This is a genomic window from Curtobacterium sp. MCSS17_005 (assembly GCF_003234225.2).
GTDB lineage: Bacteria > Actinomycetota > Actinomycetes > Actinomycetales > Microbacteriaceae > Curtobacterium > Curtobacterium flaccumfaciens.
Genome location: NZ_CP126258.1, coordinates 3,006,267 through 3,029,201, shown reverse-complemented (window position 1 = coordinate 3,029,201; position 22,935 = coordinate 3,006,267). Strand labels below are relative to the sequence as shown.

Here is a 22,935-nt window from a genome sequence, read left to right as displayed (position 1 = left end):
GTTCGCGACGGCGACCAGGTACGGACAGGAGGCCCGTGGCGGGCCCGCACCGCGCCTCCCGTCCGCTTGTGGGTTTCCATCGCACTTGCGATCATTGAGATCCCGGCGACGGAGCCGGATTCGAAGTAGGGGGATCCGGCTCCGCCCCCGGTTCCTCGTTCCGCGTCTGAACCACATCGGCGATCTCGGCGTACGGTCCCCTTTCGTGAGCAGCGCGAACGCAACCATCAAGAGCCTGGTGCCCGCCAGGATGGACCGCTTGCCGTGGACCCGGTTCCACTGGAGCGTCGTCGTCGGACTCGGCGTGTCCTGGATCCTCGACGGTCTCGAGATCCAGATCGTGTCGAACGCGGGCTTCCAGGCGGACCTGAACCTGTCCACGCAGCAGGTGACGTCCCTCGGGACGATCTACCTGGTCGGCCAGGTCGTCGGTGCCCTGGTGTTCGGGCGCATGTCCGACCGGTTGGGGCGGCGCAAGCTGTTCATCCTGACGCTCGCGATCTACCTGATCGGTTCGGGCATCGCGGGCCTCGCGCAGGACTTCTGGTTCCTGGCGGCCTTCCGGTTCGTCGCGGGCTTGGGCATCGGCGGCGAGTACGCGGCGATCAACTCGGCGATCGACGAGCTCATCCCGGCGAAGTACCGCGGGCACGTCGACATCGCCATCAACGGCACGTACTGGGGCGGTGCCGCACTCGGCGCGTTCGCGAACATCTACCTGCTCGACACCTCCTACTTCGCCGAGGACATCGGCTGGCGCATCGGGTTCTTCCTCGGCCCGGTGCTCGGCATCGCGATCATCTTCCTGCGACGCCACATCCCGGAGAGTCCGCGGTGGCTGATGACGCACGGGCGCGAGGAAGAGGCCGAGGCCACCGTCTCCCGCATCGAGGCGTCGGTGGAGAAGGCGACCGGCAAGCCCCTGCCCGAGGTCGACCAGTCGAAGGCGATGACGGTCACGCCGACCGACCGTGTCGGGTTCCTGGCCATCGCGCGCGTCCTGCTGAAGCAGTACCCGACCCGCACGCTCGTCGGCGCGACGATGATGATCACGCAGGCGTTCCTGTACAACGCGATCTTCTTCACCTACGCCCTGGTGCTCACGAACTTCTTCGGCCTGAAGACAGCGGAGACGGCGGTCTACTTCTTCCCGTTCGCGATCGGCAACCTGCTCGGCCCGATCATCCTGGGACGCTTCTTCGACACCTGGGGTCGTCGCCAGATGATCTTCCTGACGTACCTGGTGTCCGGCCTCGTGCTCGCCACGTCCGCGTTCCTGTTCCGGGCCGACGCGATCTCGGCGACGGTGCAGGTCGCATTCTGGTGCGTCTCGTTCTTCTTCGCCTCGGCCGGCGCGTCGAGCGCCTACCTGACCGTCAGCGAGATCTTCCCGCTCGAGCTGCGGTCGCAGGCCATCTCGTACTTCTTCGCCCTGGCGCAGATCTTCGGTGCGGTCGCACCGGCCATCTACGGTGCCTTCATCGGTGACGGGTCATCCCGGGAGCCGCTGTTCTGGGGGTACTTGCTCGGTTCTGCCGTGATGATCGGCGGCGGTGTGGTGGCGTTGATATTCGGGGTCGACGCCGCCCGGAAGGGGCTCGAGGACGTCACTCAACCGCTCTCGGTGCTCACCGGGGACGCGAAGTCCGACCGGAGGTGAACCCGGCGGCGGCGGACTGACATTCTGTATTCAGAGTGTTTAGCGCCGCCGTCGCAGCGCTGTCACTGTGCCTGCATGGCACTCCTCCACAGCGCGACACCGGCGACCACGATCCACGGCAGCGACCGCCCTCGCCTCGGGGGTGCCGCCCGTGCGTGACCCTGGGCTGATGGAGCACACCCCCATCCGAGCAGGCGTCGGCGGCCTCGATCCCCACGGCCTGCGCCGCAGTCTGCTGCGCGACGCGGTGTTCCTGCGACTGCTCGACAACGTCCTGCGGGGGGAGTACCGCCGCGGGCAGCGGCTGCGGCTCGACACCCTGGCATCGGACATGCGGGTGTCGCGCACACCGGTGCGCGAAGCCCTCGTGACCCTCGAGTCGCTGCAACTGGCCACCGTGCAGCGCTACGTCGGTGTCGTGATCTCGCAGTGGTCGGTCGACCAGATGATCGAGCGACTGCGGATCGCCCAGGCCCTGCTCGTCGATCCGCCGTCGAACTCCGTCGGGTACCACGACCGGTTCGACAAGGTGTGGCTGCGGGAGTGCTGGACCGAGGCCGGTGCCTTCGTCGAACTCGGCGCCTGGTACCTGCGGCGCCGCGGGTCGTCGGTCAGTGGCGACTGGTTGCTGTCGCAGCGCATCGTGCTCGACATGTTCTTCACCGACGACGTCGCCCTGGCGAACGGGATCGATGCCGTGGTCGACCGGCGACGACGGGTCGAGATCGTCGAGCGGGCCGTGGCCGCTGCTGAGCGAGACGCCCTCGACGACTGTGCCGCGGCGCTCCTCGACCTGTCGTCCGCCCTGATCGCCCTGCCGGACCGATTCCGGGTGGTCGTGTCCGCCTGAACCGACGTCGGCTGCGGATCCGCTCAGGTCCGCGTCGACCGCCGAGGATCCGCAGGTCGCGGCACCGCACAGTGAGCGTCACCGGTGTCCCTCGCACTGGATCGTCAGGCAACGTCGTGGCAGCCTTGACCGGTTGCCGTCCCCGGCGTGTCCACCGACGACAGGAGTGCCCGTGAACGACGTCCGCGATCGATCCCACCGCTTGAACCGAGCGTCCGGGATCGCACGGCACGGACGTCTGCGGCGCTCGAGCCCCTTCGCGACCGCTGCCAAGACGGTCTCGGCGGTCGTCGCAGTGGCCCTGGTGAGTTCGGTCTCGGTCACGGCGATCGCGGCGAAGCAGGTCACGGACGACCTCGGTGACGGCGTCGAGATCCAGGGCCAGCCCGCGCCGCAGGCGAAGGGCGGCGCGAAGCCGATCAGCGCCTTCACGGGCGGGTTCAACATGCTCGTCGTCGGCACCGACAACGACCCCGAGCAGAGTGCTGCCTTCGGGGAGCGCGATGCGACCCTCAACGACGTCAACATCCTGCTGCACGTCTCGGCCGACCACACCAACGCGACCGCGGTGAGCATCCCGCGCGACCTCGTCACGCCGATCCCTGCTTGCAAGAAGACCGACGGCACGGGCACGGCCCCGGCGATGGCGGCGCAGCCGATCAACACCTCGTTCGGCGAAGGTGGCCTGAACTGCGTCACGCAGACCGTCGCCGGGCTGACCGGACTCGACATCCAGTACTCGGCGGCGGTGTCGTTCAAGGGCGTCATCGAGATGTCGAACGCGATCGGCGGCGTGCCGGTCTGCGTCGCCCAGCCGATCACCGACTCGTACACCGGGCTGAACCTGCCCGCCGGTACCTCGACCCTGCAGGGTGACGAGGCCCTGGCGTTCCTGCGCACCCGGCACGGGGTCGGCGACGGATCGGACCTCGGCCGGATCTCGAGCCAGCAGGTGTTCCTGTCGTCGCTGCTCCGCACCGTGAAGTCGAACGACACCCTCGGTTCGCCGGCCCGCCTGTACAAGCTGGCCCGGGCGGCGGCGTCGAACATGCAGCTGTCCCAGAGCCTGAACGACATCGGGACGATGGTGCAGATGGGTCTGGCGCTGCGCGACCTGCCGCTGGCGCAGGTGAACTTCGTGCAGTACCCGGGCACCACGGGCGGCACCGGCGTCTACGAGGGCAAGGTCGAACCGACGACGTACCTGGCCGACCGGCTGTTCGCGAAGATCAAGGCCGACCAGTCGTTCTCCCTCGGGGCGGACAGCACGGGCATCGGGTCCGAGACGAACCCAACGCAGACGAACCCGACGCAGCCGACCGCAGCCCCTTCGTCGCCGGCCGCTGTGTCGGAGCCCGCGGATCCTGCGACCCCTGCAGCGCCGTCTGCTGGCACCCCGTCGTCCGCTGCGCCCCGCACGCCGTCCCCGACGCCCGAGACCATCGACGGCCTCGAGGGCCAGTCCGCCGACCAGCAGACCTGCTCCAAGGCGTTCGGGTACTGAGGCGCGGGCGCAGGCGGTTGCTTGCTTGCCGCCCCCGAGTCTCGGTCGGGCGGACTCTCTGCGGCCTTCAGCGCCCGTGAACTGTCCGCGGGGACGAGTCTCGGCTCGGTAGGTGCCTGCCCCGGAACGCAGAAACGGGGGCGCGGTGGTGGGCCGCGCCCCCAGGGGAAGTCGCTCCCCGCCGGGCGCCACGCGATCGGGCGCGCCGGGCCCGCACGGGGAACGACGTCGGGTGCTGTGTCGCGACGACGGGGACGAGCCCCGGAACGTGATTGCCGCGTCCCGATGATGGTATGCAGTGGGGTACGCCCCGACAACCCCCACGTGTCCCCACTTCGGGGGACCGAGTGTGACGGGTCGTGCCACGCGCGGGCGTGCGTCGGGTCGAGAGTGGCGCGGTCCTCCTGTATGGTGGTCGCAGCGCTCGCGAGAGTGCTTGGAGACGTCGCATAGTCCGGCCGAGTGCACCACCCTGCTAAGGTGGAGTCCCCTTTGAGGGGACCGAGGGTTCAAATCCCTCCGTCTCCGCACGACGATGAACCCCGGTCCGATCGGACCGGGGTTTCGTCGTTCTCAGGCACGAAGTGCCCGCGTCAGACCGTCGCGATGCTCCCCGTCGTCGTGGTCCGTACGCCCGAGCGACCACGACGCACCGCGCCCATCGCCACGAGCGTCAGCACCACGGCCGCCAGGGTGATCCCCGACCCCGCCCAGATCGGCGACGTGTACCCGAGCCCGGCGGCGATGGTCAGGCCGCCGATCCAGGCCCCGAGTGCGTTGCCGAGGTTGAACGCGGCGATGTTCGCCCCGCTCGCCAGGGTCGGTGCGTGGTCGGCGTACTGCATCACCCGCGTCTGCAGGGCCGGGACGGTCGCGAACCCGAACGCCCCCATCAGCACGAGGGCGATCACGGTGAGCACCGGCGAGGTCGCGACGAGGGCGAACACCGCGAGCACGACGGTCAGCACGACGAGCACCACGAGCAACGTGCGGTCGATCGAGCGGGCCGCGAGCTTGCCGCCGGCGAAGTTGCCGACGAACAGCCCGATGCCGAACACGATGAGCAGCCACGGCACCGCCGACGACGGGAACCCGGACACCGAGGTCAGGGTGTACGCGATGTAGGTGAAGGCGCCGAACATCCCGCCGTAGCCGAGCACGGTCATGCCCAGTGACAGCCAGACCTGCCCGGACCGGAAGGCGCTGAGTTCGCGGGCGAGGGACGGGACCTCGGTGGAGCGGACCGCGGGGACGAGGACGAGCACGCCGATCAGGGCGACGACGCCGATGGCCGCGATCGCCCAGAACGTCGCACGCCACCCGGCGGCCTGGCCGAGGAAGGTGCCGAACGGCACGCCGAGCACGTTCGACGCGGTGAGTCCGGTGAACATCAGGGCGACGGCCGACGCGCGCTTGGATCGCTCGACCATGTTGGCGGCGACGACCGAGCCGATGCCGAAGAACGCGCCGTGGCACAGGGCGGCGATGACGCGGCCGGTCATCATCACGCCGTAGGTCGGGGCGATCGCGGACAGGGTGTTGCCGACGACGAACAGCACGAGCAGCCCGAGCAGGACGGGCTTGCGGGGGAGCCGGGTGGTCGCGGCGGTGAGCCCGAGGGCCCCGACGATGACCGCCAGGGCGTACCCGGTGACGAGCCAGCCGGCGGTGGTCTCGGTGACGCCGTAGTCGGCCGCCACCTCGGGCAGCAGCCCGGTGATGACGAACTCGGTCAGGCCGATGCCGAATCCGCCGAGTGCGAGGGCGATGAGTCCCGCGGGCATGGATGTCCTTCCGTCGTGCAGCTGTGCCGCGTACGCTGGTTGTTGCAGACGCGGGACATCGATAGTTGCACACGCGGGGTATCCGCGCAAGCAACTGTCGCCGTCTGCACCGACCGAAGGAGCCCCGATGTCCGTCGACGACACCTCCACCGCCGTCCGCGCCCACGGCTGGCGCACCCTGGCTGCGCTGCACGGCCTGATCGAGACGCGCCTGGAGCGGGACCTCCGGCAGGTCGACCTGTCCGTCGTGGAGTTCACTGTGCTCGATGCCCTGCGCCGCCAGGACGGCTTCCACATGCGCATGCAGCAGCTCGCCCGCGCGGCCGCCCTCAGCCCGAGCGCGACCACCCGGCTGGTGAACCGGCTCGAGGAGCGCGCCCTGCTGACCCGCGTCCTGTGCGCCGATGACCGTCGCGGGCTCTACACGGAGCTCACGCACGCCGGACAGGTCCTGCTCGAGCGTGCGACGCCGATCCACGCCGCGGCGCTCGAGGGCGCCCTCGCCGAGGCGCACGAGGTCCCCGAACTCGCCGACCTGGCCGAGTCCGTCGACCGGCTCGAGGGTGCGCGCGTCTGATGGATGACGTTCCGCGGTGTTCAGTTTTTCGACTTGTTCAATTAGATTGAACATCGAGAAAAAATGAACGAGGAGCGTCATGAACGACCAGATCGTGTACGAGGCCATCGCGCGACTCCGCGAGTACGGCTTCGATATCGCAGCCTCGAGGGAGCCTGAGGGGTTCGACGGCTCTGCTCTCTGGGACGCCGTACTCACCCGCGATGCTGACCCCAGCTGGCGATGGCCAGTGGACATCGCACTCCTCGAGCCGCTCACGATGGAGTCCCTGCGACGGGCACCTTGGAACGTGAAGTCGACACCGACGTTGCTGGTCGGAGCGAAGATCTCAGCCCGGACTGCAGAGCAGTTCCGATCGCTCGGGACTTGCTTCGTCGACGTCGCTGGCAACGCGTTCATCCGGCACGACGGGGTACTCGTGGACGTGCGGGGCCGGACGAGACCGGGCGCGTCCGAGGAGCGCGGTGTGAGCAGTCGAAACGTGAACCTCTTCAGCATTCGCCGAGCGCAGGTCCTGTTCGTCCTGCTGACCTGGCCGCGGATGATGTCAGCGCCGCGGCGAACCGTCGCGAGGGTCGCAGGTGTGTCCGTCGGGCTCGCCAGCGAGGTCGTCGAATCGCTGCGAGCGTCCGGGACGGACGAGGCAGACCTCCAACCCGGGGGTGCAGCCCGCGAGCAGCTCATCGACCAGTGGTCCGCTGCGTTCGCCTCGGGTCTCGGAGCTGAGAAACGAGCGCGGGCCTTCGCCGGCCAGACCCTCGAGGTCCAGTCGGTGGACGGGGTGGAGGTGTTCCGGAGCGGTGAAGCGGCAACCGCGTGGTTGCGGCCCGAGACACTGTCGCTGTGGGTTCGGCCATGGTCGTCGGCGCTCGCGCTCGCGAACCGTTGGCGTGCCGGGGCCACGCCGAACATCTGGGTGCGGGAAGCCTTCTGGACCGACCCGCGGCCCTATCCGTCCGGAGTGAGGACGGCGCCGCCACTGCTCGTGTACGCGGAGCTCATGGCTGCTGGTGATTCTCGCTCGCAGGAAGCAGCGGCCAGAGTCCGCGCGGAGACGGGACTCGCCGATGCACTCGGATGAACGTCTCGACGTCGTCGATCACGTCGTCCGAGACCTCGTGGGTCGACAGGTCGACCCCGCGCGCCTCATGATCATCGGCGCGGAGGCTCGGGACCAACTCCATCACGTCCAGTTCGGCCGGACTGACACCGTGCGTGCGACCTCCGACGTGGACATCGCTATCGCCACAGACGACTGGCAGACGTACGAGGACGTCGTTGCGACGTACACGCGGACCGGTTCGAACGGCGTGCGTTTCGTGGTCGCCGACATGGAAGTGGACTTCATGCCGTTCGGCCGGGTCGAGGACCCCGACGGCGTGGTGACACCGGCCCGCCGCCGCGAGCAGATGAGCGTGTTCGGGATGGCCGATGTCTTCAGTGCAGGGACGTGGGTCGACCTGCCGAGCGGGCACCGTGTCCGCTTCCCCACCGCGGCTGGGTACACGCTGCTCAAGCTGCGAGCCTGGGTGGACCGTGGACACGCCAACGACCGTGACGCACAGGACCTTGCGCTGGCGGTGGACTGGTACTGCGAAGACGAACGGGTCCGGGAGGCATCCTGGAACGACGATCGGATCGAGCTCATGGAGGAGTACGGCTCCAACACGGACCACGTCGCCGCTCGTGTGCTCGGGCGCGAAGCCGCCGCGATCGTGTCGCGACCCCGCGCACGCGAGCTCGACGCACTCCTCGAACGGCGCCCGATCGCAGCGAAGCAGTTCGTGTTCTCCTCGGTTCGGAACTTGGCACTCGCCGAGCGCGAGGCTCGGGTCGGTGCGCTCGCCGCCGGGTTCGCTGAGATCGCTCGGTCCTGACCCGACGGAGGCGCAGACGCTCAACCGAGTAGCGGAGTTCAGAGGCGCGGCGGCCCCGTCGTCGACCGCACGACGAGCGTCGGGGGCACGAGTGTCCTGATGGGATCCGTCGGCGTCCCCGCTGCGGCGCCGATCCGCTCGACAAGCCGCGCAGCCGCCAGGCGCCCGACCTCGTCGTTGTGCGGGTCGACCGTCGTCAGGCGCAGCAGGGGTGACGCGGCGAGCGGGGTCTCGTCGTTGCCGATCACCGAGACGTCCTGCGGCACGCGGAGTCCGGCTTCCTGCACGGCGGCGATCGCGCCCATCGCCATGACGTCGTTCGCGGCGAACACCGCGGTCAGGTCGGGGTGCTCCCGGAGGGCGAGCCGCATGCCCTCGTAGCCCGTCGTCTCCGAGGTCGGGCCGGAGCCGTAGACCAGCGGTTGGATGCCGGACGCGACCAGTTGCGCGACGGTGGCGTCGCGGCGGAGCGCAGCCGGGCCTCCCGAACCGGTGACGTGGGCGATGCGGCGGTGACCCAGGCCGATCAGGTGATCCGCTGCCAACCGTCCGCCGGCGGCTTCGTCGGAGGCGACCACGTCGAGTCCGCCGGGGACGTCCTCGCGCGCGCCGGCGACCACGACCGGGGTGTCGGCGGGGACGACGACGTCGGGGAACCCCTCGGCGGCGAGCACCACGCCGTCCACCCGCAGGGAGACCAGGTCGTCGAAGGGCGAGGAGTCGAGGTGGGCGTTGGCGCGGGTGTCGGCGAGGGTGAGGCGGAGGCCGTGCGGGGCGAGGGCCTCGCGGATGCCGTCGAGCATCGGCACGTACCAGGGGTTCCGGAAGTCGTCGACGATGACGCCGACGGTGCGGGTCCGGGTGCCGGCGAGGATGGCGGCGGCGCGGTTCGGGCGGTAGCCGAGCTCCGCGACGGCGTCGAGTACCGCGGAGCGACGAGCGGGGGAGACTCCCGGATCGTCGCGCAGCACCATCGACACCAGGGACTTCGAGACGCCCGCGCGTGCGGCGACGTCGATGATCGTCGGCGGGCGAGGGGTCACGCTGAGCCTTTCCGGCACGGTGCTTGACAGGACATGGGCTGGTGCGGCTACAGTCTACCGACACGTTCTGGAACGTTCCAGAGTCGGGATCCAGCGATCTTCTCGAAGGAGAGAACATGAGCGACAGCATCGGTGTCGCCGTCATCGGCGCGGGCATGGCGGGCAAGGCCCACATGGCTGCGTGGCGGAACGCACCCTCCCTCTTCACCTCGACGCTGCCGCCGGTCCGGCTCGTCTCGGTCGGCGACGTCTACGAGCCCCTCGCCGCCGAGGCCGCACGGCGCTTCGGCTACGAGCGGCACGACACCGACTGGCGGGCCATCGCTGCGGCGGACGACATCGACGTGGTGAGCGTCGTCGTCGCGAACACGCTGCACCGCGAGATCGTCGAGGGGCTGCTCGCCGCCGGCAAGCACGTGCTGTGCGAGAAGCCGCTGTCCGACTCGCTCGACGACGCACGCGCGATGGCGTCCGCCGCTGCCGAGGCCGAGCAGCGCGGGGTACTCGGCCGCATCGGGTTCACCTACCGCCGGGCTCCCGGCCTCGCGGCCATCAGGGAGCTCGTCCAGGACGGCACGCTCGGCCGCGTCCTGCACGTCTCCGGCCGGTACTGGACCGACTACGGCGCCTCGCCCGACGTCCCGTTCTCGTGGCGCTTCACGGGGGAGCCGGGGTCCGGCGCGCTCGCCGACGTCGGCTCGCACCTGTCCTACGTCGCCGAGTTCCTGGCCGGCCCGGTCCGGAGCGTCAGCGGTGGGACGTTCACCACGTCGATCACCGAGCGACCCGTGGCCGCCGGACACTCCCTGCGGGGGCAGGCCGTCCCGCTCACCGGTGCGACCGCGGCCGTCGGCAACGACGACTACGCCACGTTCAGCGCACGGTTCGGCGACGGCACGGTCGTCGGGTCGCTCGAGGCCTCCCGCGTCGCGGCCGGGCACCCGAACGGCCTCGTCATCGAGGTGTTCTGCGAGCGCGGCGCCGCCCGCTGGGACCAGGAGCGCGCCTCCGAGATCGGCCTCGCGCTGCAGTCCGACGGCTCGCGCACGGGTGGGTACCGCCAGGTCGTGCTCGGTCCGGACCACCCCTACGTCGCGGGCGGCATGGCGATGGACGCCCCGGGCGTCGGCTGGGGGCAGAACCAGATGTTCGAGTACCAGGCGCGGGCGTTCCTCGACGAGATCGCGGGGCTGTCCGGCGCCGCGCCCGACGCCCTGCCCGCGAACGCCACGTTCGACGACGGCGTGCACAACATGGAGGTCCTCGACGCGGTGGCACGATCCGCCGCGGCCGGGGGCACGTCCGTCGACGTTGCCGACGCCGTCGTCCCGACCACGCAGGGTGGTGTCCGCGCATGAAGCTCGGTCTCTACAACGCGATCCTGCACGACCGGCCCCTCGCCGACGCGCTCCGGGTCATCGCGGCCAACGGCCTCACCGGCATCGAGCTGAACACCGGCGGGTTCCTGCCCCCGGTGCACGTGCCCGACGTCGACGCGATCCTGCAGGACGACGGGGCGCGTGACGCGTTCCTCGAGCAGTTCGCGGGGACCGGCGTCTCGATCGCCGGGCTCAACTGCAACGGCAACCCGCTGCACCCCGACCCGGCGATCGGCCCCGCGCACGCCGAGGACGTCCGGCGCAGCATCCGCCTCGCGGCCCGCCTCGGGCAGGACCGCGTCGTCACGATGTCCGGACTGCCGGCGGGGGAGCCGGGCGGGACGCGGCCGAACTGGATCGTGAACGCCTGGAACTCGGCCGCGCTCGACGTGCTCGAGCACCAGTGGAGCGTCGCGGTGCCGTTCTGGCAGGAGATCGACGCCCTGGCCCGGGAGCACGGTGTCAAGGTCGCACTCGAGCTCCACCCGCAGAACCTCGTGTTCAACCCGGCGTCGATCCGGGAGCTCGTCGAGCGCGGCGGGCTGACCAACGTGGGGGTCGAGCTGGACGCCTCGCACCTGTTCTGGCAGCAGATGGACCCGGTGGCGGTCGCCCAGGACCTCGGGCCGCTCGTGTTCCACGCCGCAGCGAAGGACGTCCGCATCAACCCGCACGCCGCGATCAACGGGGTGCTCGACAACTCGTTCCGCCGGTTGTCGCCGGACGAATCGCGCACGAACCTCGGCGGCGACGAGTGGGCGAACGAGTGGCCGAAGCCGTCGGCGTGGGACTTCGTCGCGCTCGGCAAGGGGCACGACGAGGCGTACTGGACGACGTTCCTCGAGGCCCTGCGTGCGATCGACCCGGACATGTGGGTGAACATCGAGCACGAGGACACCGAGCTCGGGCGCGAAGACGGGGTCGCGGTCGCCGCGCGCGTGCTGCGCGCCGCGGACGCGGCGCTGACGCCCCGGTCCTGACCGGCCGTCAGCTGACCCGGACACTGCCTGGAGGCCCGTTGGCCGTTCCGCGCACCAGGTGACGGATCGGCGTGTGGTGGGGCCGTGCCTCCCGGCCCCACCACCCGCGGATCGGCCGCCGGTGCGCGGAACGACCAGTCCGTGCACCCGTACCGGGTGCTGTCACCGGCCCGATGTAGCATGCACGACACCTGTCCCCGACGATGGAGCCCTGCGTGCCGGACCCGACCGACCCCGCCTTCCCGCTCGAACACGTGCGGGCGGTGGGCGACGACATCGTGGCCTCCGTCGCCACGGTGATCGACGGCAAGGCGGAAGCCATCCGCACGGCCCTGACGGTGATGCTCGCCGAGGGGCACCTGCTCGTCGAGGACGTCCCCGGCGTCGGCAAGACCGTGCTCGCCAAGGCGCTCGGTGCCTCGGTCGGCGGGTCGGTGAACCGCATCCAGTTCACCTCGGACATGCTGCCGTCCGACGTCACCGGCGTGAACATCTTCGACCAGTCGTCCGGCACCTTCCGGTTCTCGCCCGGCCCGGTGTTCGCGAACGTGGTCATCGGCGACGAGATCAACCGCACCAGCCCGAAGACCCAGTCGGCCCTGCTCGAGGCGATGGCGGAGTCACAGGTCACGGTCGACGGTGTGACGCGCCCGCTCGACCGTCCCTTCATGATCGTCGCGACGCAGAACCCGATCGACATGGAGGGCACGTACCCGCTGCCCGAGGCGCAGCGGGACCGCTTCATGGCCCGCATCGCGATGGGCTACCCGAGCGTCGACGCCGAACGGCAGATGCTCGCGAACCGCGGCGGCAGCGACCCGCTGTCGCGCCTGCGGCCGATCGTCGACGTCACCACACTGCGGGCGATCATCGAGACCGTCGCCGGGGTGCACATCGCCCCCGACGTCGAGGCGTACATCATCGCGATCGTCCGGTCGACGCGTACCCACCCCGACCTGGTGCTCGGTGCGAGCCCCCGCGCGACGCTGCACCTGGCGCAGGCGGCCCGTGCGCACGCCGCACTGCTCGGCCGCCCGTTCGTCACCCCCGACGACGTCGCGACGCTCGCCCCGATCGTGCTCGCGCACCGGCTCGTGCCGGTCGCCCGTGGGCTCGGTGGCACCGGCGAGGACACCGTGCGCGAGATCGTCGTCCGCATCGTCTCCGACACCGCCATCCCGTTCACGGCCACCCCCGTCCGCTCCTGATGGCCGGTCCATCGGCACCGCCGTCGCTGCTGCGACGCGTCGGTGCCGCGCGGTCGACGGCGGCACGGTTCGGCCGCCGGGGGCTGTCGTTGGCCCGACGCACCCCGTTCCCGCGCCCGACGATCCGGGGCTGGACGGTCATCGCCGTCGGCATCGGCCTGGTCGGCGGCGGTCTGGTCGGCACCACGAGCGTGGCCGTCACGGCCGGCCTGCTGCTGCTCGTGCTGGTCGTGCTCGGCATCGTGATGGCGTTCGTCGTCGCCACCCCACTCCGCGGCAGCCGCAGCACCGCACGGGCGATTGTCCAGGTGGGCGAGGTCTACCGGGAACGCATCACCCTCGGCAGCACCAGCCTGCCGATCGGTCCGCGGGCGACGCTGCTCGTGCGCGAACAGCTCGAGGACGCCTTCGCCAGCCTGGCCGAGGCGGAGACCTACGCCGAGGTCGGGCCGAACCTGCCGCCGGCAGTGCTCGACGTCGAGGCACTCGCGATGCACCGCGGCCGCTCGCTGGTCGGGCCCGTGACGATCCGGGTCGAGGACCCGTTCGGCCTGCTCCGCATCGACCGTCCCGTCGTCCCTGCCGAAGAGGTCGTCGTCGTCCCGGCCTCGGCACCCCTCGGGGCGATCGACGCCGGGGCGCTCGCCGGTGCGGTCTCGGCCGACGAGGGCCGGGTCGGACAGGGTGGTTCCGCCGACGACAGCGAACTCCGCCCGTACCGACCGGGTGACCCGATCCGCCGGGTGCACTGGGCCCAGAGCGCTCGGCGCGGGGAACTCCACGTCCGCCAGACCACCCAGGCCCAGCCGCCCGAGGCCGTGATCGCCCTCGACGTCCGGCGCGAGTCCTACCAGCGGCTCGGCCGAGAGGACCTCGCCGAGCTCTCCGACCTGGGCGGCGACCAGGCCTTCGAGCACGCCGTCGTGGTGGCCGCCAGTGTCGCCCGGGCGCTCGCCGCCCGGACCTCCCGTGTCGTGCTCGTGTTCGACGGTCCCGAAGGCGCGACCCGGCACGCGGGCGACGTCGGCGGGCTCACCGACGTGCTCGTCGGGCTCGCCGACGTCCGGCTCCGCTCCGACGCCCGCGAAGTCACCGACGTCCTGCCCGAGGTCCGTGGCCGCGACGTGCACGGCATGACCGCCGTCGTGACGGGCACCTGCACCGCGGAGGAAGCCGCCGAGCTCGTCAGTGCGACCAGCGGTTCGAGCCGCGGCATCCTGGCGACGATCGTGCCGCCGGACCCCGCCGTGCGGGGCATCCTCGACCGCGGCGGCTGGCGGACCCTCGTGGTGCCGGTCGTCGGCGCGACGCCGTCCGGGGCCGCCCGGTGACCGGGGTGAGCGCGCCGGCGCGTGGCCGTGCCGACGTGCGCGAGATCCTCGACCGCGACGACGACCTGCGTGACGTCCCGAGCGCCTGGGTCGTGGCCCTCGCGCCGGTGCCCGTGCTCCTCGCTGCCCTCGCCATCCGGCCGCTCGTGCAGGGCATCGCCTGGTGGGCATCGGGTGTCGTCGTCGTCGCCGTGCTCGTCGCCGTGATGCTCGCCGTGCGCCGCCAGACGCCCGGCATCCGCTTCGTCGTCCTGGTCGGCACGGTCATCGCCTGCTCGTGCGCCGCCGCCCTGGTCAACGACATCCAACCGCTCGGGTGGCTCGACGCCGACGGGGCCCTCGGGGAGACGCTCGCCGCGATCCGCCTGAACCCCGCACCACTGCCGCAGACCGACGCGATCCGGCTCGTCGTCACCGCGTCGATCGGCTGGGTGGCGGCGGTCTCGCTGTTCCTCGCCGCCATCGCGCGGATCCCGTCGCTCGCCGCGGCTCCGGCCCTCGTCATCCTGATCGTGCCGGGTGTCATCACCGGGCAGCCCGCCGGCACCCCGCTCGTCATCACCACGGCGGTGGCGTTCCTCGCCCTGCTCTGGCTGTCCGTGCGTCCGGTGCAGCGCGCACTGCCGGCCGCGGTCGTCGGGGCGATCGGGCTCGTCGTCGCCATCGGGCTGCCGACGATCGTGCCGCTCAACGCCAGCTGGTTGTCCGGCGTGACCGGTGCGATCCAGTCGCCGATCCAGCCCGGACGGCCCGGCACCCTGCTCGAACTCGGCAACGACCTGCGCCGTCCGAGCGAGCTCGAGGTGTTCCGCTACCGCTCGTCGGACGGGCAGCCCGAGTACCTCAAGCTCGCCGACCTGGACGAGTTCGGCACGGGGGACTGGGTGCCGACCGTGACGAACGCGGCCGAGGCCGACACCGCCGACGAGCAGCAGTGGGCCGAGGGCGTCAACCCGCGCCTGGCGAGCCGTGGCGACGTGACCGTCCGGATCACCGGGCTGTCCAGCACCTACCTGCCGGTGCCGTCGGGTGCGGTGTCGATCGAGTCGCAGTCCACCAACCTCGACCTGTCGCAGTGGCGGTGGATGGGGAACTCGAGCACCGTCCGGTCGACCGGAGCCGCGACCGCCCGCGGCGCGATGTACGAGGTCTACGGGGCCTCGACGTTCGCCAACGACTACCTCGACGCGGTCGCCGCCTCGGGGGTGCTCGCCCGCTCCGACGGCCGTGGCTTCCGAGAGCCCAGCCGCCAGCAGCTGCGCACCGACCTCGCCCTGCCAGACGACCTGCCCGCCAACATCTCGACCACAGCGACCCGCGTCGCAGCAGCCGCGACCGACGACTACGGGCGGGCGCGGGCACTCGAGCAGTGGTTCCGCAGCGACCTGTTCACCTACTCCGAGACCGCTCCCGTCGAGCAGGGCTACGACGGCGACAGCATGGACGTCGTCTCGACGTTCCTGCGGGTCCGCGACGGGTACTGCGTGCACTTCTCGTCCGCGATGGCCGTGATGGCCCGCACGCTCGGCATCCCCTCGCGCATCGCGGTCGGGTACCGTGCCGGGTCGCCGCAGCCCGACGGCGAGTACGCGGTCTCGAACCGGCAGCTGCACTCCTGGCCCGAGCTGTACATCCAGGGCGCCGGGTGGGTCGCCTTCGAGCCGACGCCCGACTCCGACGAGGCCGCGCCGTCCGAGGAGCCCTCGGCCTCGCCGACCGCGGCGGCACCGGAGACTCCGCTGCCGGCGCCCGAGCAGACCACCCCGGCGGACGAATCAGCGTCACCGACCCCGTCGGCGTCCCCGGTTCCGGGTGCCACGGGTGCGTCCGGCACCGGCGGCGGCGGAGGACCGGTCGGGCTGCTCGTGGGCCTGCTGCTCGTGCTCGCGGTCCTCGTCGCCCCGGCCCTCGTTCGTGCTGTTCGCCGCCGGTCGAGGCTGTCGGCGATCGCTGCCGGTCGGTCACCCGCCGTGCAGGCGTGGCGCGAGTTGCTCGACGACGTCGCCGACCACGGGTACGCCCCGGGCCTCGCGCCGCCGGGTGACGCCGCCGCCGTGGCCCGGACCGCCCGTGCCGTGCTCGGACGCCTGCGGCCTGGACTGCCCGCGTCGGTCGTGCCGCACCTGGAGGCCGCCGTCGACGCGGTCGACCGCGAGCGCTTCGCCGCCGGCGGTGCCGCATCGGTCGACAGCGCGGCGCTGGAGCGTCACGTCCGCGACGCTCGGGAGGCTCTCGACGCCTCGGTCCCCACGGTGCGCGTCGTGCGGTCGCGCCTGTTGCCGCCGAGCCTGCTGCCGTCGTCCGCCTGGTCCCACGACGGGCCGAAGCCCCGCCGTCGCGATCGTCGCACGGCCTGACGCGGCGCGTGCCGGCTGGCGGGTGCTGCACGGTGCGGGGTTGGTCGGGTGGTGCGTGGTTGGTGGCTCGGTGCGGGGCTGTAGGCGGGCACGGGGCGGTCGAGCGGGCACGGGGTGGCGAACCTCGCACGGTGCGGGCTCTGTTAGGCGATGGCTCGGCGGGTGTTGCACGGTGCAGGGTTCGTCGGGTCGTGCGTGGTTGGTGGCTCGGTGCTGGGCTGTAGGCGTGCACGGGGCGGTCGAGCGGCCACGGGGTCGCGAAACTCGCACGGTGCGAAGTCCGGACCGCCGCGCTGCCGCCGCCCGCCAACCGCCGCCCGCGCCCGCGCCGCCGAGCGGCGCGCCGCCGCCCGCGTCAGCGGCGGCGGATGACCGCCTCGACCAGGGTTGCGATGAGCTCGCCCGGATCGACGCCGGGCAGCGCCGGCGCGTCGAACACCAGGCCGACGTTCGCCCCGATGAGCACGGTCGCGAACTCCTCCGGGGTCATGCCGACCTCCACCTCGGGGTGGGCACCGAGCCACAGCCGCACCAGCTCGAGCACCCCGTCCTGCAGGACCCGGCGCTGCCGGATGAACTCGGGCAGGAACTCCGGGTGCCGCACCGCGTACCCGCGGAACGCCGAGAGCAGCGCGAACTGCTCGCTCTGGTCGTGCTGCCCGAACGCGGCGCGCAGGACGTCGCCGACGTCGACGGCGGCGATGTCCGCGTGCACGAGTTCCTGCAGCGAGCCGAGCACGACGTTCGTTGACCGTTGCATGACCTGGGCGAGCAGGTCTTCCTTGGACGAGAAGTTCGAGTAGACCGCACCCTTGCTGAACCCCGCGCGCGCAGCGACGTCGTCGAGCCGGGCGCCGTACACGCCCTGTTCGGCGAAGACCGCGGCTCCGGCGACGAGCAGGCGTTCCCGGACCTCGGCCCGCGGGATGCGCTGGGAAGGGGAAGCGTCGTCGCTCATCGGTTGCTGCTCCGACCTGTGGTGGTGGTCGTCGGGGAGGGCATCGTGGTGGAGACCTGCCGCGCCGCGCGTCTGATCCCGCGCGGCATCAGCGAAGCCCCCATCCCCACGTCTGCTCGGAACCGGCGCGTTCGGGTCGCGTCGGTGCTGTGCGGACAGCGTTCACCGGGATCATCCCCGGCAGAACTGCCAGGACGATACCCGGCGGTACTGATCGTAGCGTTGCGGAGCCGCGGGGGACAGTCCCTCAGTCCTCGTGCTCTTCTCGGACACTGCCGGCACCGGTCCGACGGCCCGGACGCCGGAGCAACCGGAGCGCGTCCGGCCGCAGGCTCCGACCCCGCCGGAGCAGCGAACCGAGGGTCGACTTCGGCTGCCAGTCGCGGCCGTTCGGCAGCCCCCAGCCCCGCCGGACCGCTCCCCAGCGCAGCCCGAGCGACAGGGTGATCGCGAGCAGGATGCCGAGCGACGGCGACCCGAGCGCCGAGGCGATCACCATCACGGCCGACGCGGCGACGGCCACGGTGGCGTACAGCGCGTTCCCGCCGAACACGGCCGGCACCCGCCGCAGCAGCAGGTCGCGCATGGCCCCACCGCCGACCGCGGTGATGGTGCCCATGATGATGGCGGCGGGCCAGTCGAGCCCGGCGTCGTAGGTCCGCTGCACGCCGACCACCGCCCAGAACCCGATCACGGCGGCGTCGAGCACGGTGAACAGCCGGTCCCAGGTGAGCTCGGAGAACGACACGAGGAACGCGATGAGCGCCCCGGCGACGGCGACCGGCACGTACAGCGGGTCGACGAGCGCGACGGGTGGTCCGTTCTGCAGCAGGGTGTCGCGGAGCATCCCGCCGCCGAGTCCGGAGACGAACCCGACGACCAGGAACCCGAACAGGTCGAAGTCCATCGCGCGGGCGATGGAGCCGCCGAGCAGGGCGGACGCGAAGACCCCGGCGAGGTCGAGCACGTTCGTGACCGACGCCAGGCCGTCGACGGACAGCAGGTTCATGAGAACCATCAAACATCACGTCGCACGACTGGCGGGCCGTTCGGCGGTTAGGTTAGCCTCACCTTCGTCATGCTCGCCACTCTCGTCATCGGTCTCCGTGAAGGCCTCGAAGCCACGCTCATCGTCGGCATCATCGCCGCGTTCCTGCGTCGCAACCGCGTTCCGCTCACCCCGATGTGGTCGGGCGTCGGGCTCGCGGTGCTGCTCAGCATCGCCGTCGGCTTCGGGCTGCAGGCCGTCGAGCAGGCGCTGCCGCAGGCCCAGCAGGAGGGCATGGAGGCGGTCATCGGCATCGTCGCCGTCGTCTTCGTCACGGGCATGATCGTCTGGATGCGCACGCACGCGCGCACCCTGACCGCCGACCTCGAGGCCAGTGCCACCGCTGCCCTCGGCCGTGGCACCGCCTGGGCCCTCGCCGGCATGGCGTTCCTCGCCGTCCTGAAGGAGGGCTTCGAGACCTCGGTGTTCCTCCTCGCCACGTTCCAGGCGTCGTCGGACACCGGCCTCGCCGCCCTCGGTGCCGTGATCGGCATCGCGGCCGCGGTCGTCGTCGGCTTCGGCATCTACACCGGTGGCGTCCGCCTCGACCTGTCGCGGTTCTTCACCGGCACCGGGGTCTTCCTGGTCTTCGTCGCGGGTGGCCTGGTGCTGACCGTCCTCCGCCGCGCGCACGAGGCCGGCTGGATCGTCATCGGCCAGCAGCGCACCGTCGACCTGTCGTGGCTCGCCCCGAACGGTTCGGTGCAGGGTGCCCTGGTCACCGGCGTGCTCGGCATCCCGCCGGACCCGCGGGTCATCGAGGTGCTCGGCTGGTTCCTCTACGTCGTCCCGGTGCTGGCCCTGACGCTCTGGCCGCGCGCCTGGCGTCCGTCGCCGGACCGCGTGCCCCGGGTGCGCGCCGTCGTCGCCGGTGCACTGGCCGTGGCCGCAGCGGCACTCGCGATCGCCGTGCCGACGGGCGGGGTCGACCTGCCCGGCACCACCGCGGTCAGCGGCGACGCCAGCTCCGTCTCCGCCAGCGTCGACGGTGCGTCCGGCGTCCTGCGCGTGTCGGGCACCGGCCGGGAGGCCCGGATCACCCTGCCGACGTCGGCCCACCGCCGCGTCACCCGCGCGGGCGTGGCCGCCGACCGGTGGCGCGTCGTGCAGGACGGGGCCGGTGAGCAGGACGGAAACACTGAGCAGGACGGGGACAGTGAGCAGGGGAGCGGTGCCGACCGTCCGTCGACGCTGACGCTCGACGACCTCGTCACCCTGTTCGGCCGCCTGCCCGTCGGGGTCTCCCCGTCGACGAACCCCGGCCCCTTCTCGGCGCGCTGGGCCGTGCGCGACACGGTGACCCTGTGGACCGTCCGTGGTGGGGTCCTGGACGCGACCCGCGACGAACGCGAGGTGCTGACGCTGAGCGGTGGGGGCCTCCCGTCCGCGCGCACCACGACCCTGGACCGCACCGTCTGGTCCGTCCCCGACGCCCGCGTCGAGCGGTCGGCCGCCTCGGTGGCCGCTGCGGACTCGCGGTCCGCCGACCTGCTGCTCTGGAAGGCCTGGCTGCCGATCGCCCTCGGTATCGCGGCCGCCGCGCAGGTGCTGCTGGCCCTCCGTGACCGCCGTCGCCGGCGACTCCCCACCATCCCCACCCCCGAACCCGTCCCCGCTCGTGGCCCTCCGGCCGCGGACCCTGCAAGGAGCACCGACCATGTCCTTCGGTAAGCCCGTCCGACCCCTGATCACCCTGGGCGCCCTCGGCGCCGTCACCGCCCTCGCACTCACCGGTTGCGCCGGTGGGTCCGCCGAGGCCGGCGGCTCCGGCTCCGGCGACGCGAAGGTCTCCCGCGTCACCATCACGCTCACCAACGACGGGCAGGACGCCTGCGCGGTGTCCTCGACGAAGGTCCCCGCGGGCCCCGTCACCTTCACGGTCAAGAACGAGTCGTCGACCGCGATCACCGAGGTCGAGCTGCTGCAGGACCAGCGGATCCTCGGCGAGAAGGAGAACCTGGCTCCCGGCCTCGACGCCGTCCGCTTCACCGCCACGCTGACCGGTGGGGAGTACCAGGTGTACTGCCCCGGTGCCGAGACCGAGCTGACGGACTTCACCGTCACCGGCAAGGCCGCGTCGACCGCGAACAGCAGCGCCTCGACCCTGCTCCGCGACGGGACGAAGGGCTACGCGACCTACGTCGACGGCCAGGTCACCGACATGGTCGCCGCGGTCGAGCAGATGCAGGAGCACATCGACGCCGGCGACCTCGACGCGGCGAAGACCGACTACGCCAACGCCCGTCCGTTCTACGAGCACGTCGAGAGCGACGTCGACGGCTTCGTCAAGAAGGGCTTCACGGCCACCGACAACGCCGGCAACCTCGACTACCTGATCGACATGCGTGCCTCGAACCTCGACCCCGCCGTCGGTTGGAGCGGGTTCCACGCCGTCGAGAAGGACCTGTTCCAGGCCGGGAAGATCACCGCGTCGACCAAGCGGACCGCCGCGGACCTGACCGAGGACGTGCAGCTGCTCGCGAAGCTCGTGCCGACGCTCGACTACAAGCCGGAGGACCTGGCGAACGGTGCCGCCGGTCTGCTCGAAGAGGTGCAGTCGAACAAGATCACCGGCGAGGAAGAGGCGTACAGCCACATCGACCTCGTCGACCTCGCCGCCAACGTCGAGGGCGCCCGTCAGGCCTTCGCGTACCTCAAGCCGGGGCTGACCAAGCTCGACCCGACCCTGACGAAGCAGATCGCCAAGCAGTTCGACGCCACGAACACGATGATGGACGGCTACCGCGACGCCGACGACCTGGGCGGTTTCGCCACGTGGGACGCCGCCACCAAGAAGTCCGACGCGAACACGATCTCGCAGCAGATCCAGGCGCTGCAGGACCCGCTGTCCCGGCTGGCCGAGAAGGTCGCGACCGCGTGACCGAGCCGGACGAGGCACCACGGGCGAACGAGGCACCGCGGGCGAACGTCTCCCGCCGTGGTCTGTTCGGCGCCGGCCTGGCCGTGGCCGGTGCCGGGGTCGGCGCGGCAGCGGGCGTCGGCGGCGCCACCGCGGCGACCGGGGTGAACCCGTTCACGGCGGCGACGAACGGTGACGAGTCGATCGACCTCTCGCAGAGCCAGCCGTTCTACGCCACCGCGGCACGGCAGCCGCAGGGCGGGATCCGCACCACCCCGCAGCGGTACTGCGTCTACATGACGTTCGACCTGTCGACGACCATCACGACCGAGCTGCAGGTGCTCCTCGCCCGCTGGTCGGCCGCGATCGCCCAGCTGCAGGCCGGCAAGACCGTCGGCAGCGTCGAGCCGGCGCACGGCAACGGGGTCGGCGCCGACACCGGCGAGGCGCTCGACCTCGGGCCGGCGTCCCTGACCGTCACGGTGGGCCTGGGCCCCGGCGTCTTCGACGAGCGCTTCGGGCTGGCCGACCGCCGTCCGGCCTCGCTCGCCGACATCCCGACGCTGCCGAGCGACAACCTGCAGGAGGGCCTGACCGGCGGGGACCTGTCCCTGCAGGCCTGCGCCGACGACCCCCAGGTGGCGTACCACGCGGTGCGCGACCTGGCACGGATGGCCCGCGGCACCGCGACCGTCCGCTGGACCGTGCTCGGCTTCGGCCGTGCCTCGGCGGGGCCGCACCAGAGCACGCCCCGCAACCTGATGGGGTTCAAGGACGGCACCCGGAACATCACGACCGACGCCGACCACGACCGGTTCGTCTGGCTCGACCACGACGCCGGGTGGATGGCCGGCGGCAGCTACCAGGTCGTGCGGAAGATCCGGATGAACATCGAGACCTGGGACGCCGACGTCGTCAGCGACCAGCAGCGGGTGTTCGGGCGGACGAAGATCCAGGGCGCACCGCTCTCCGGCGGACAGGAGCACACCACCCCGGACTTCCACGCCAAGGACGACGACGGTGCGACGAAGATCGACGCGACGTCGCACATCGCCCTCGCCGCGCACGAGGCGAACGGCGGCGTGAAGATCCTGCGCCGGCCGTACAACTACACCGACGGGCTCAACGAGTACGGCCAGCTCGACGCCGGGCTGCTGTTCATCGCCTACGTGAACGACCCGGACCACTTCACGCGACTGCAGCGGAAGCTCGGCGCATCGGACCGGCTGAACGAGTACGTCTCGCACATCGGGTCCGCGGTGTTCGCCGTGCCGCCGGCACCCCGCAAGGGGTCGTACATCGGCGAGCAGCTGTTCCGATGAGCTGAGTCGCTGACTTGAGGAGTGGGCGTCCTCCGCCGTTTCCCTGGAGGCGGAGGACGCCCGCGTCGCGGAGTCTCGCCGGACGGAACCACCGTCGACTTGCTGAAAGCGACCCGGCACGACGCGTCGCGGTGCGACAACCCCGAGAGTACCCCGCGGATCCGCGGATCCGCAGTGATCGACCGGGATGGGACAGC

General features: G+C 71.5%; 18 protein-coding genes and 1 tRNA gene. 15 read left to right on the top strand and 4 right to left on the bottom strand.

Annotated elements, in window-relative coordinates; translation table 11 throughout:
* Window positions 1-205: 205 nt before the first annotated feature.
* The 4 genes from DEJ20_RS14420 (at window position 206) to DEJ20_RS14405 (ending at window position 4,542) form a co-directional block, all read left to right on the top strand.
* Window positions 206-1,660 (top strand): MFS transporter, encoded by a 1,455-nt coding sequence (locus DEJ20_RS14420; RefSeq protein WP_502866584.1) that lies wholly within the window; start codon window positions 206-208, stop codon window positions 1,658-1,660.
* Between the two features lie 169 nt (window positions 1,661-1,829).
* On the top strand, window positions 1,830-2,510 hold the full coding sequence (locus DEJ20_RS14415) for a GntR family transcriptional regulator (RefSeq protein ID WP_111235781.1): 681 nt from the start codon (window positions 1,830-1,832) through the stop codon (window positions 2,508-2,510).
* 202 nt (window positions 2,511-2,712) lie between these two features.
* The gene (locus DEJ20_RS14410; RefSeq protein ID WP_258377196.1) at window positions 2,713-4,014 is read left to right on the top strand and encodes an LCP family protein; all 1,302 of its coding nucleotides are present in this window, start codon (window positions 2,713-2,715) and stop codon (window positions 4,012-4,014) included.
* A 438-nt stretch (window positions 4,015-4,452) separates the two neighbouring features.
* A tRNA-Ser gene (locus tag DEJ20_RS14405) sits at window positions 4,453-4,542 on the top strand.
* 65 nt (window positions 4,543-4,607) lie between these two features.
* On the opposite strand, the gene DEJ20_RS14400 is transcribed toward DEJ20_RS14405, so the two are convergent.
* Complete coding sequence (locus DEJ20_RS14400) at window positions 4,608-5,798, bottom strand: MFS transporter (RefSeq protein ID WP_111235783.1); 1,191 nt, start codon at window positions 5,796-5,798, stop codon at window positions 4,608-4,610.
* A gap of 127 nt (window positions 5,799-5,925) precedes the next feature.
* On the opposite strand from DEJ20_RS14400, the gene DEJ20_RS14395 reads away from it, so the two are divergent.
* The 3 genes from DEJ20_RS14395 to DEJ20_RS14385 all read left to right on the top strand — a co-directional run bounded on the left by DEJ20_RS14395 (window position 5,926) and on the right by DEJ20_RS14385 (window position 8,252).
* A complete protein-coding gene (locus DEJ20_RS14395) occupies window positions 5,926-6,375 on the top strand; it encodes a MarR family winged helix-turn-helix transcriptional regulator (protein ID WP_111235784.1) in 450 nt (149 codons plus the stop codon).
* 79 nt (window positions 6,376-6,454) lie between these two features.
* Entirely contained in the window at window positions 6,455-7,456 is a 1,002-nt protein-coding gene (locus tag DEJ20_RS14390) for a type IV toxin-antitoxin system AbiEi family antitoxin (RefSeq protein ID WP_111235785.1), read from the top strand.
* A complete protein-coding gene (locus DEJ20_RS14385) occupies window positions 7,443-8,252 on the top strand; it encodes a hypothetical protein (protein ID WP_111235786.1) in 810 nt (269 codons plus the stop codon). Before DEJ20_RS14390 ends, DEJ20_RS14385 begins: the two co-directional genes overlap by 14 nt.
* Window positions 8,253-8,290: 38 nt before the next feature.
* Here the strand turns inward: DEJ20_RS14385 and DEJ20_RS14380 are convergent, their stop codons facing one another.
* Window positions 8,291-9,295 carry a LacI family DNA-binding transcriptional regulator gene (locus tag DEJ20_RS14380; protein WP_111235787.1) on the bottom strand — a complete coding sequence of 335 codons (1,005 nt, stop codon included), beginning with the start codon at window positions 9,293-9,295 and terminating at the stop codon, window positions 8,291-8,293.
* 116 nt (window positions 9,296-9,411) lie between these two features.
* On the opposite strand from DEJ20_RS14380, the gene DEJ20_RS14375 reads away from it, so the two are divergent.
* The 5 genes from DEJ20_RS14375 to DEJ20_RS14355 all read left to right on the top strand — a co-directional run bounded on the left by DEJ20_RS14375 (window position 9,412) and on the right by DEJ20_RS14355 (window position 16,550).
* A complete protein-coding gene (locus DEJ20_RS14375; RefSeq protein ID WP_111235788.1) occupies window positions 9,412-10,653 on the top strand; it encodes a Gfo/Idh/MocA family protein in 1,242 nt (413 codons plus the stop codon).
* Window positions 10,650-11,654: a sugar phosphate isomerase/epimerase family protein gene (locus DEJ20_RS14370; RefSeq protein ID WP_111235789.1), complete on the top strand. Its 1,005-nt coding sequence runs from the start codon at window positions 10,650-10,652 to the stop codon at window positions 11,652-11,654. Before DEJ20_RS14375 ends, DEJ20_RS14370 begins: the two co-directional genes overlap by 4 nt.
* A 203-nt stretch (window positions 11,655-11,857) precedes the next feature.
* On the top strand, window positions 11,858-12,862 hold the full coding sequence (locus DEJ20_RS14365; protein ID WP_110865495.1) for an AAA family ATPase: 1,005 nt from the start codon (window positions 11,858-11,860) through the stop codon (window positions 12,860-12,862).
* Window positions 12,862-14,193, top strand: a complete 1,332-nt coding sequence (locus DEJ20_RS14360) for a DUF58 domain-containing protein (protein WP_111032893.1) — start codon at window positions 12,862-12,864, stop codon at window positions 14,191-14,193. Before DEJ20_RS14365 ends, DEJ20_RS14360 begins: the two co-directional genes overlap by 1 nt.
* Before the next feature lie 5 nt (window positions 14,194-14,198).
* Window positions 14,199-16,550 carry a transglutaminase TgpA family protein gene (locus tag DEJ20_RS14355; protein WP_146245450.1) on the top strand — a complete coding sequence of 784 codons (2,352 nt, stop codon included), beginning with the start codon at window positions 14,199-14,201 and terminating at the stop codon, window positions 16,548-16,550.
* Window positions 16,551-16,905: 355 nt separating this feature from the next.
* Here DEJ20_RS14355 and DEJ20_RS14350 read toward each other — a convergent pair whose 3' ends face one another.
* Together DEJ20_RS14350 and DEJ20_RS14345 are read right to left on the bottom strand one after the other, a co-directional pair.
* On the bottom strand, window positions 16,906-17,508 hold the full coding sequence (locus DEJ20_RS14350) for a TetR/AcrR family transcriptional regulator (RefSeq protein WP_111235791.1): 603 nt from the start codon (window positions 17,506-17,508) through the stop codon (window positions 16,906-16,908).
* 247 nt (window positions 17,509-17,755) lie between these two features.
* The gene (locus DEJ20_RS14345) at window positions 17,756-18,517 is read right to left on the bottom strand and encodes a trimeric intracellular cation channel family protein (RefSeq protein ID WP_071406483.1); all 762 of its coding nucleotides are present in this window, start codon (window positions 18,515-18,517) and stop codon (window positions 17,756-17,758) included.
* Window positions 18,518-18,586: 69 nt separating this feature from the next.
* On the opposite strand from DEJ20_RS14345, the gene efeU reads away from it, so the two are divergent.
* The 3 genes from efeU to efeB are packed head-to-tail and all read left to right on the top strand — an operon-like array spanning window position 18,587 to window position 22,738.
* Window positions 18,587-20,227 (top strand): iron uptake transporter permease EfeU, encoded by a 1,641-nt coding sequence (gene efeU / locus DEJ20_RS14340; protein WP_111235792.1) that lies wholly within the window; start codon window positions 18,587-18,589, stop codon window positions 20,225-20,227.
* A complete protein-coding gene (gene efeO, locus DEJ20_RS14335; RefSeq protein ID WP_111235793.1) occupies window positions 20,214-21,437 on the top strand; it encodes an iron uptake system protein EfeO in 1,224 nt (407 codons plus the stop codon). Before efeU ends, efeO begins: the two co-directional genes overlap by 14 nt.
* Window positions 21,434-22,738, top strand: coding sequence for an iron uptake transporter deferrochelatase/peroxidase subunit (gene efeB, locus DEJ20_RS14330; protein WP_111235794.1), 1,305 nt, complete (start codon window positions 21,434-21,436; stop codon window positions 22,736-22,738). Before efeO ends, efeB begins: the two co-directional genes overlap by 4 nt.
* Window positions 22,739-22,935 lie beyond the last annotated feature (197 nt).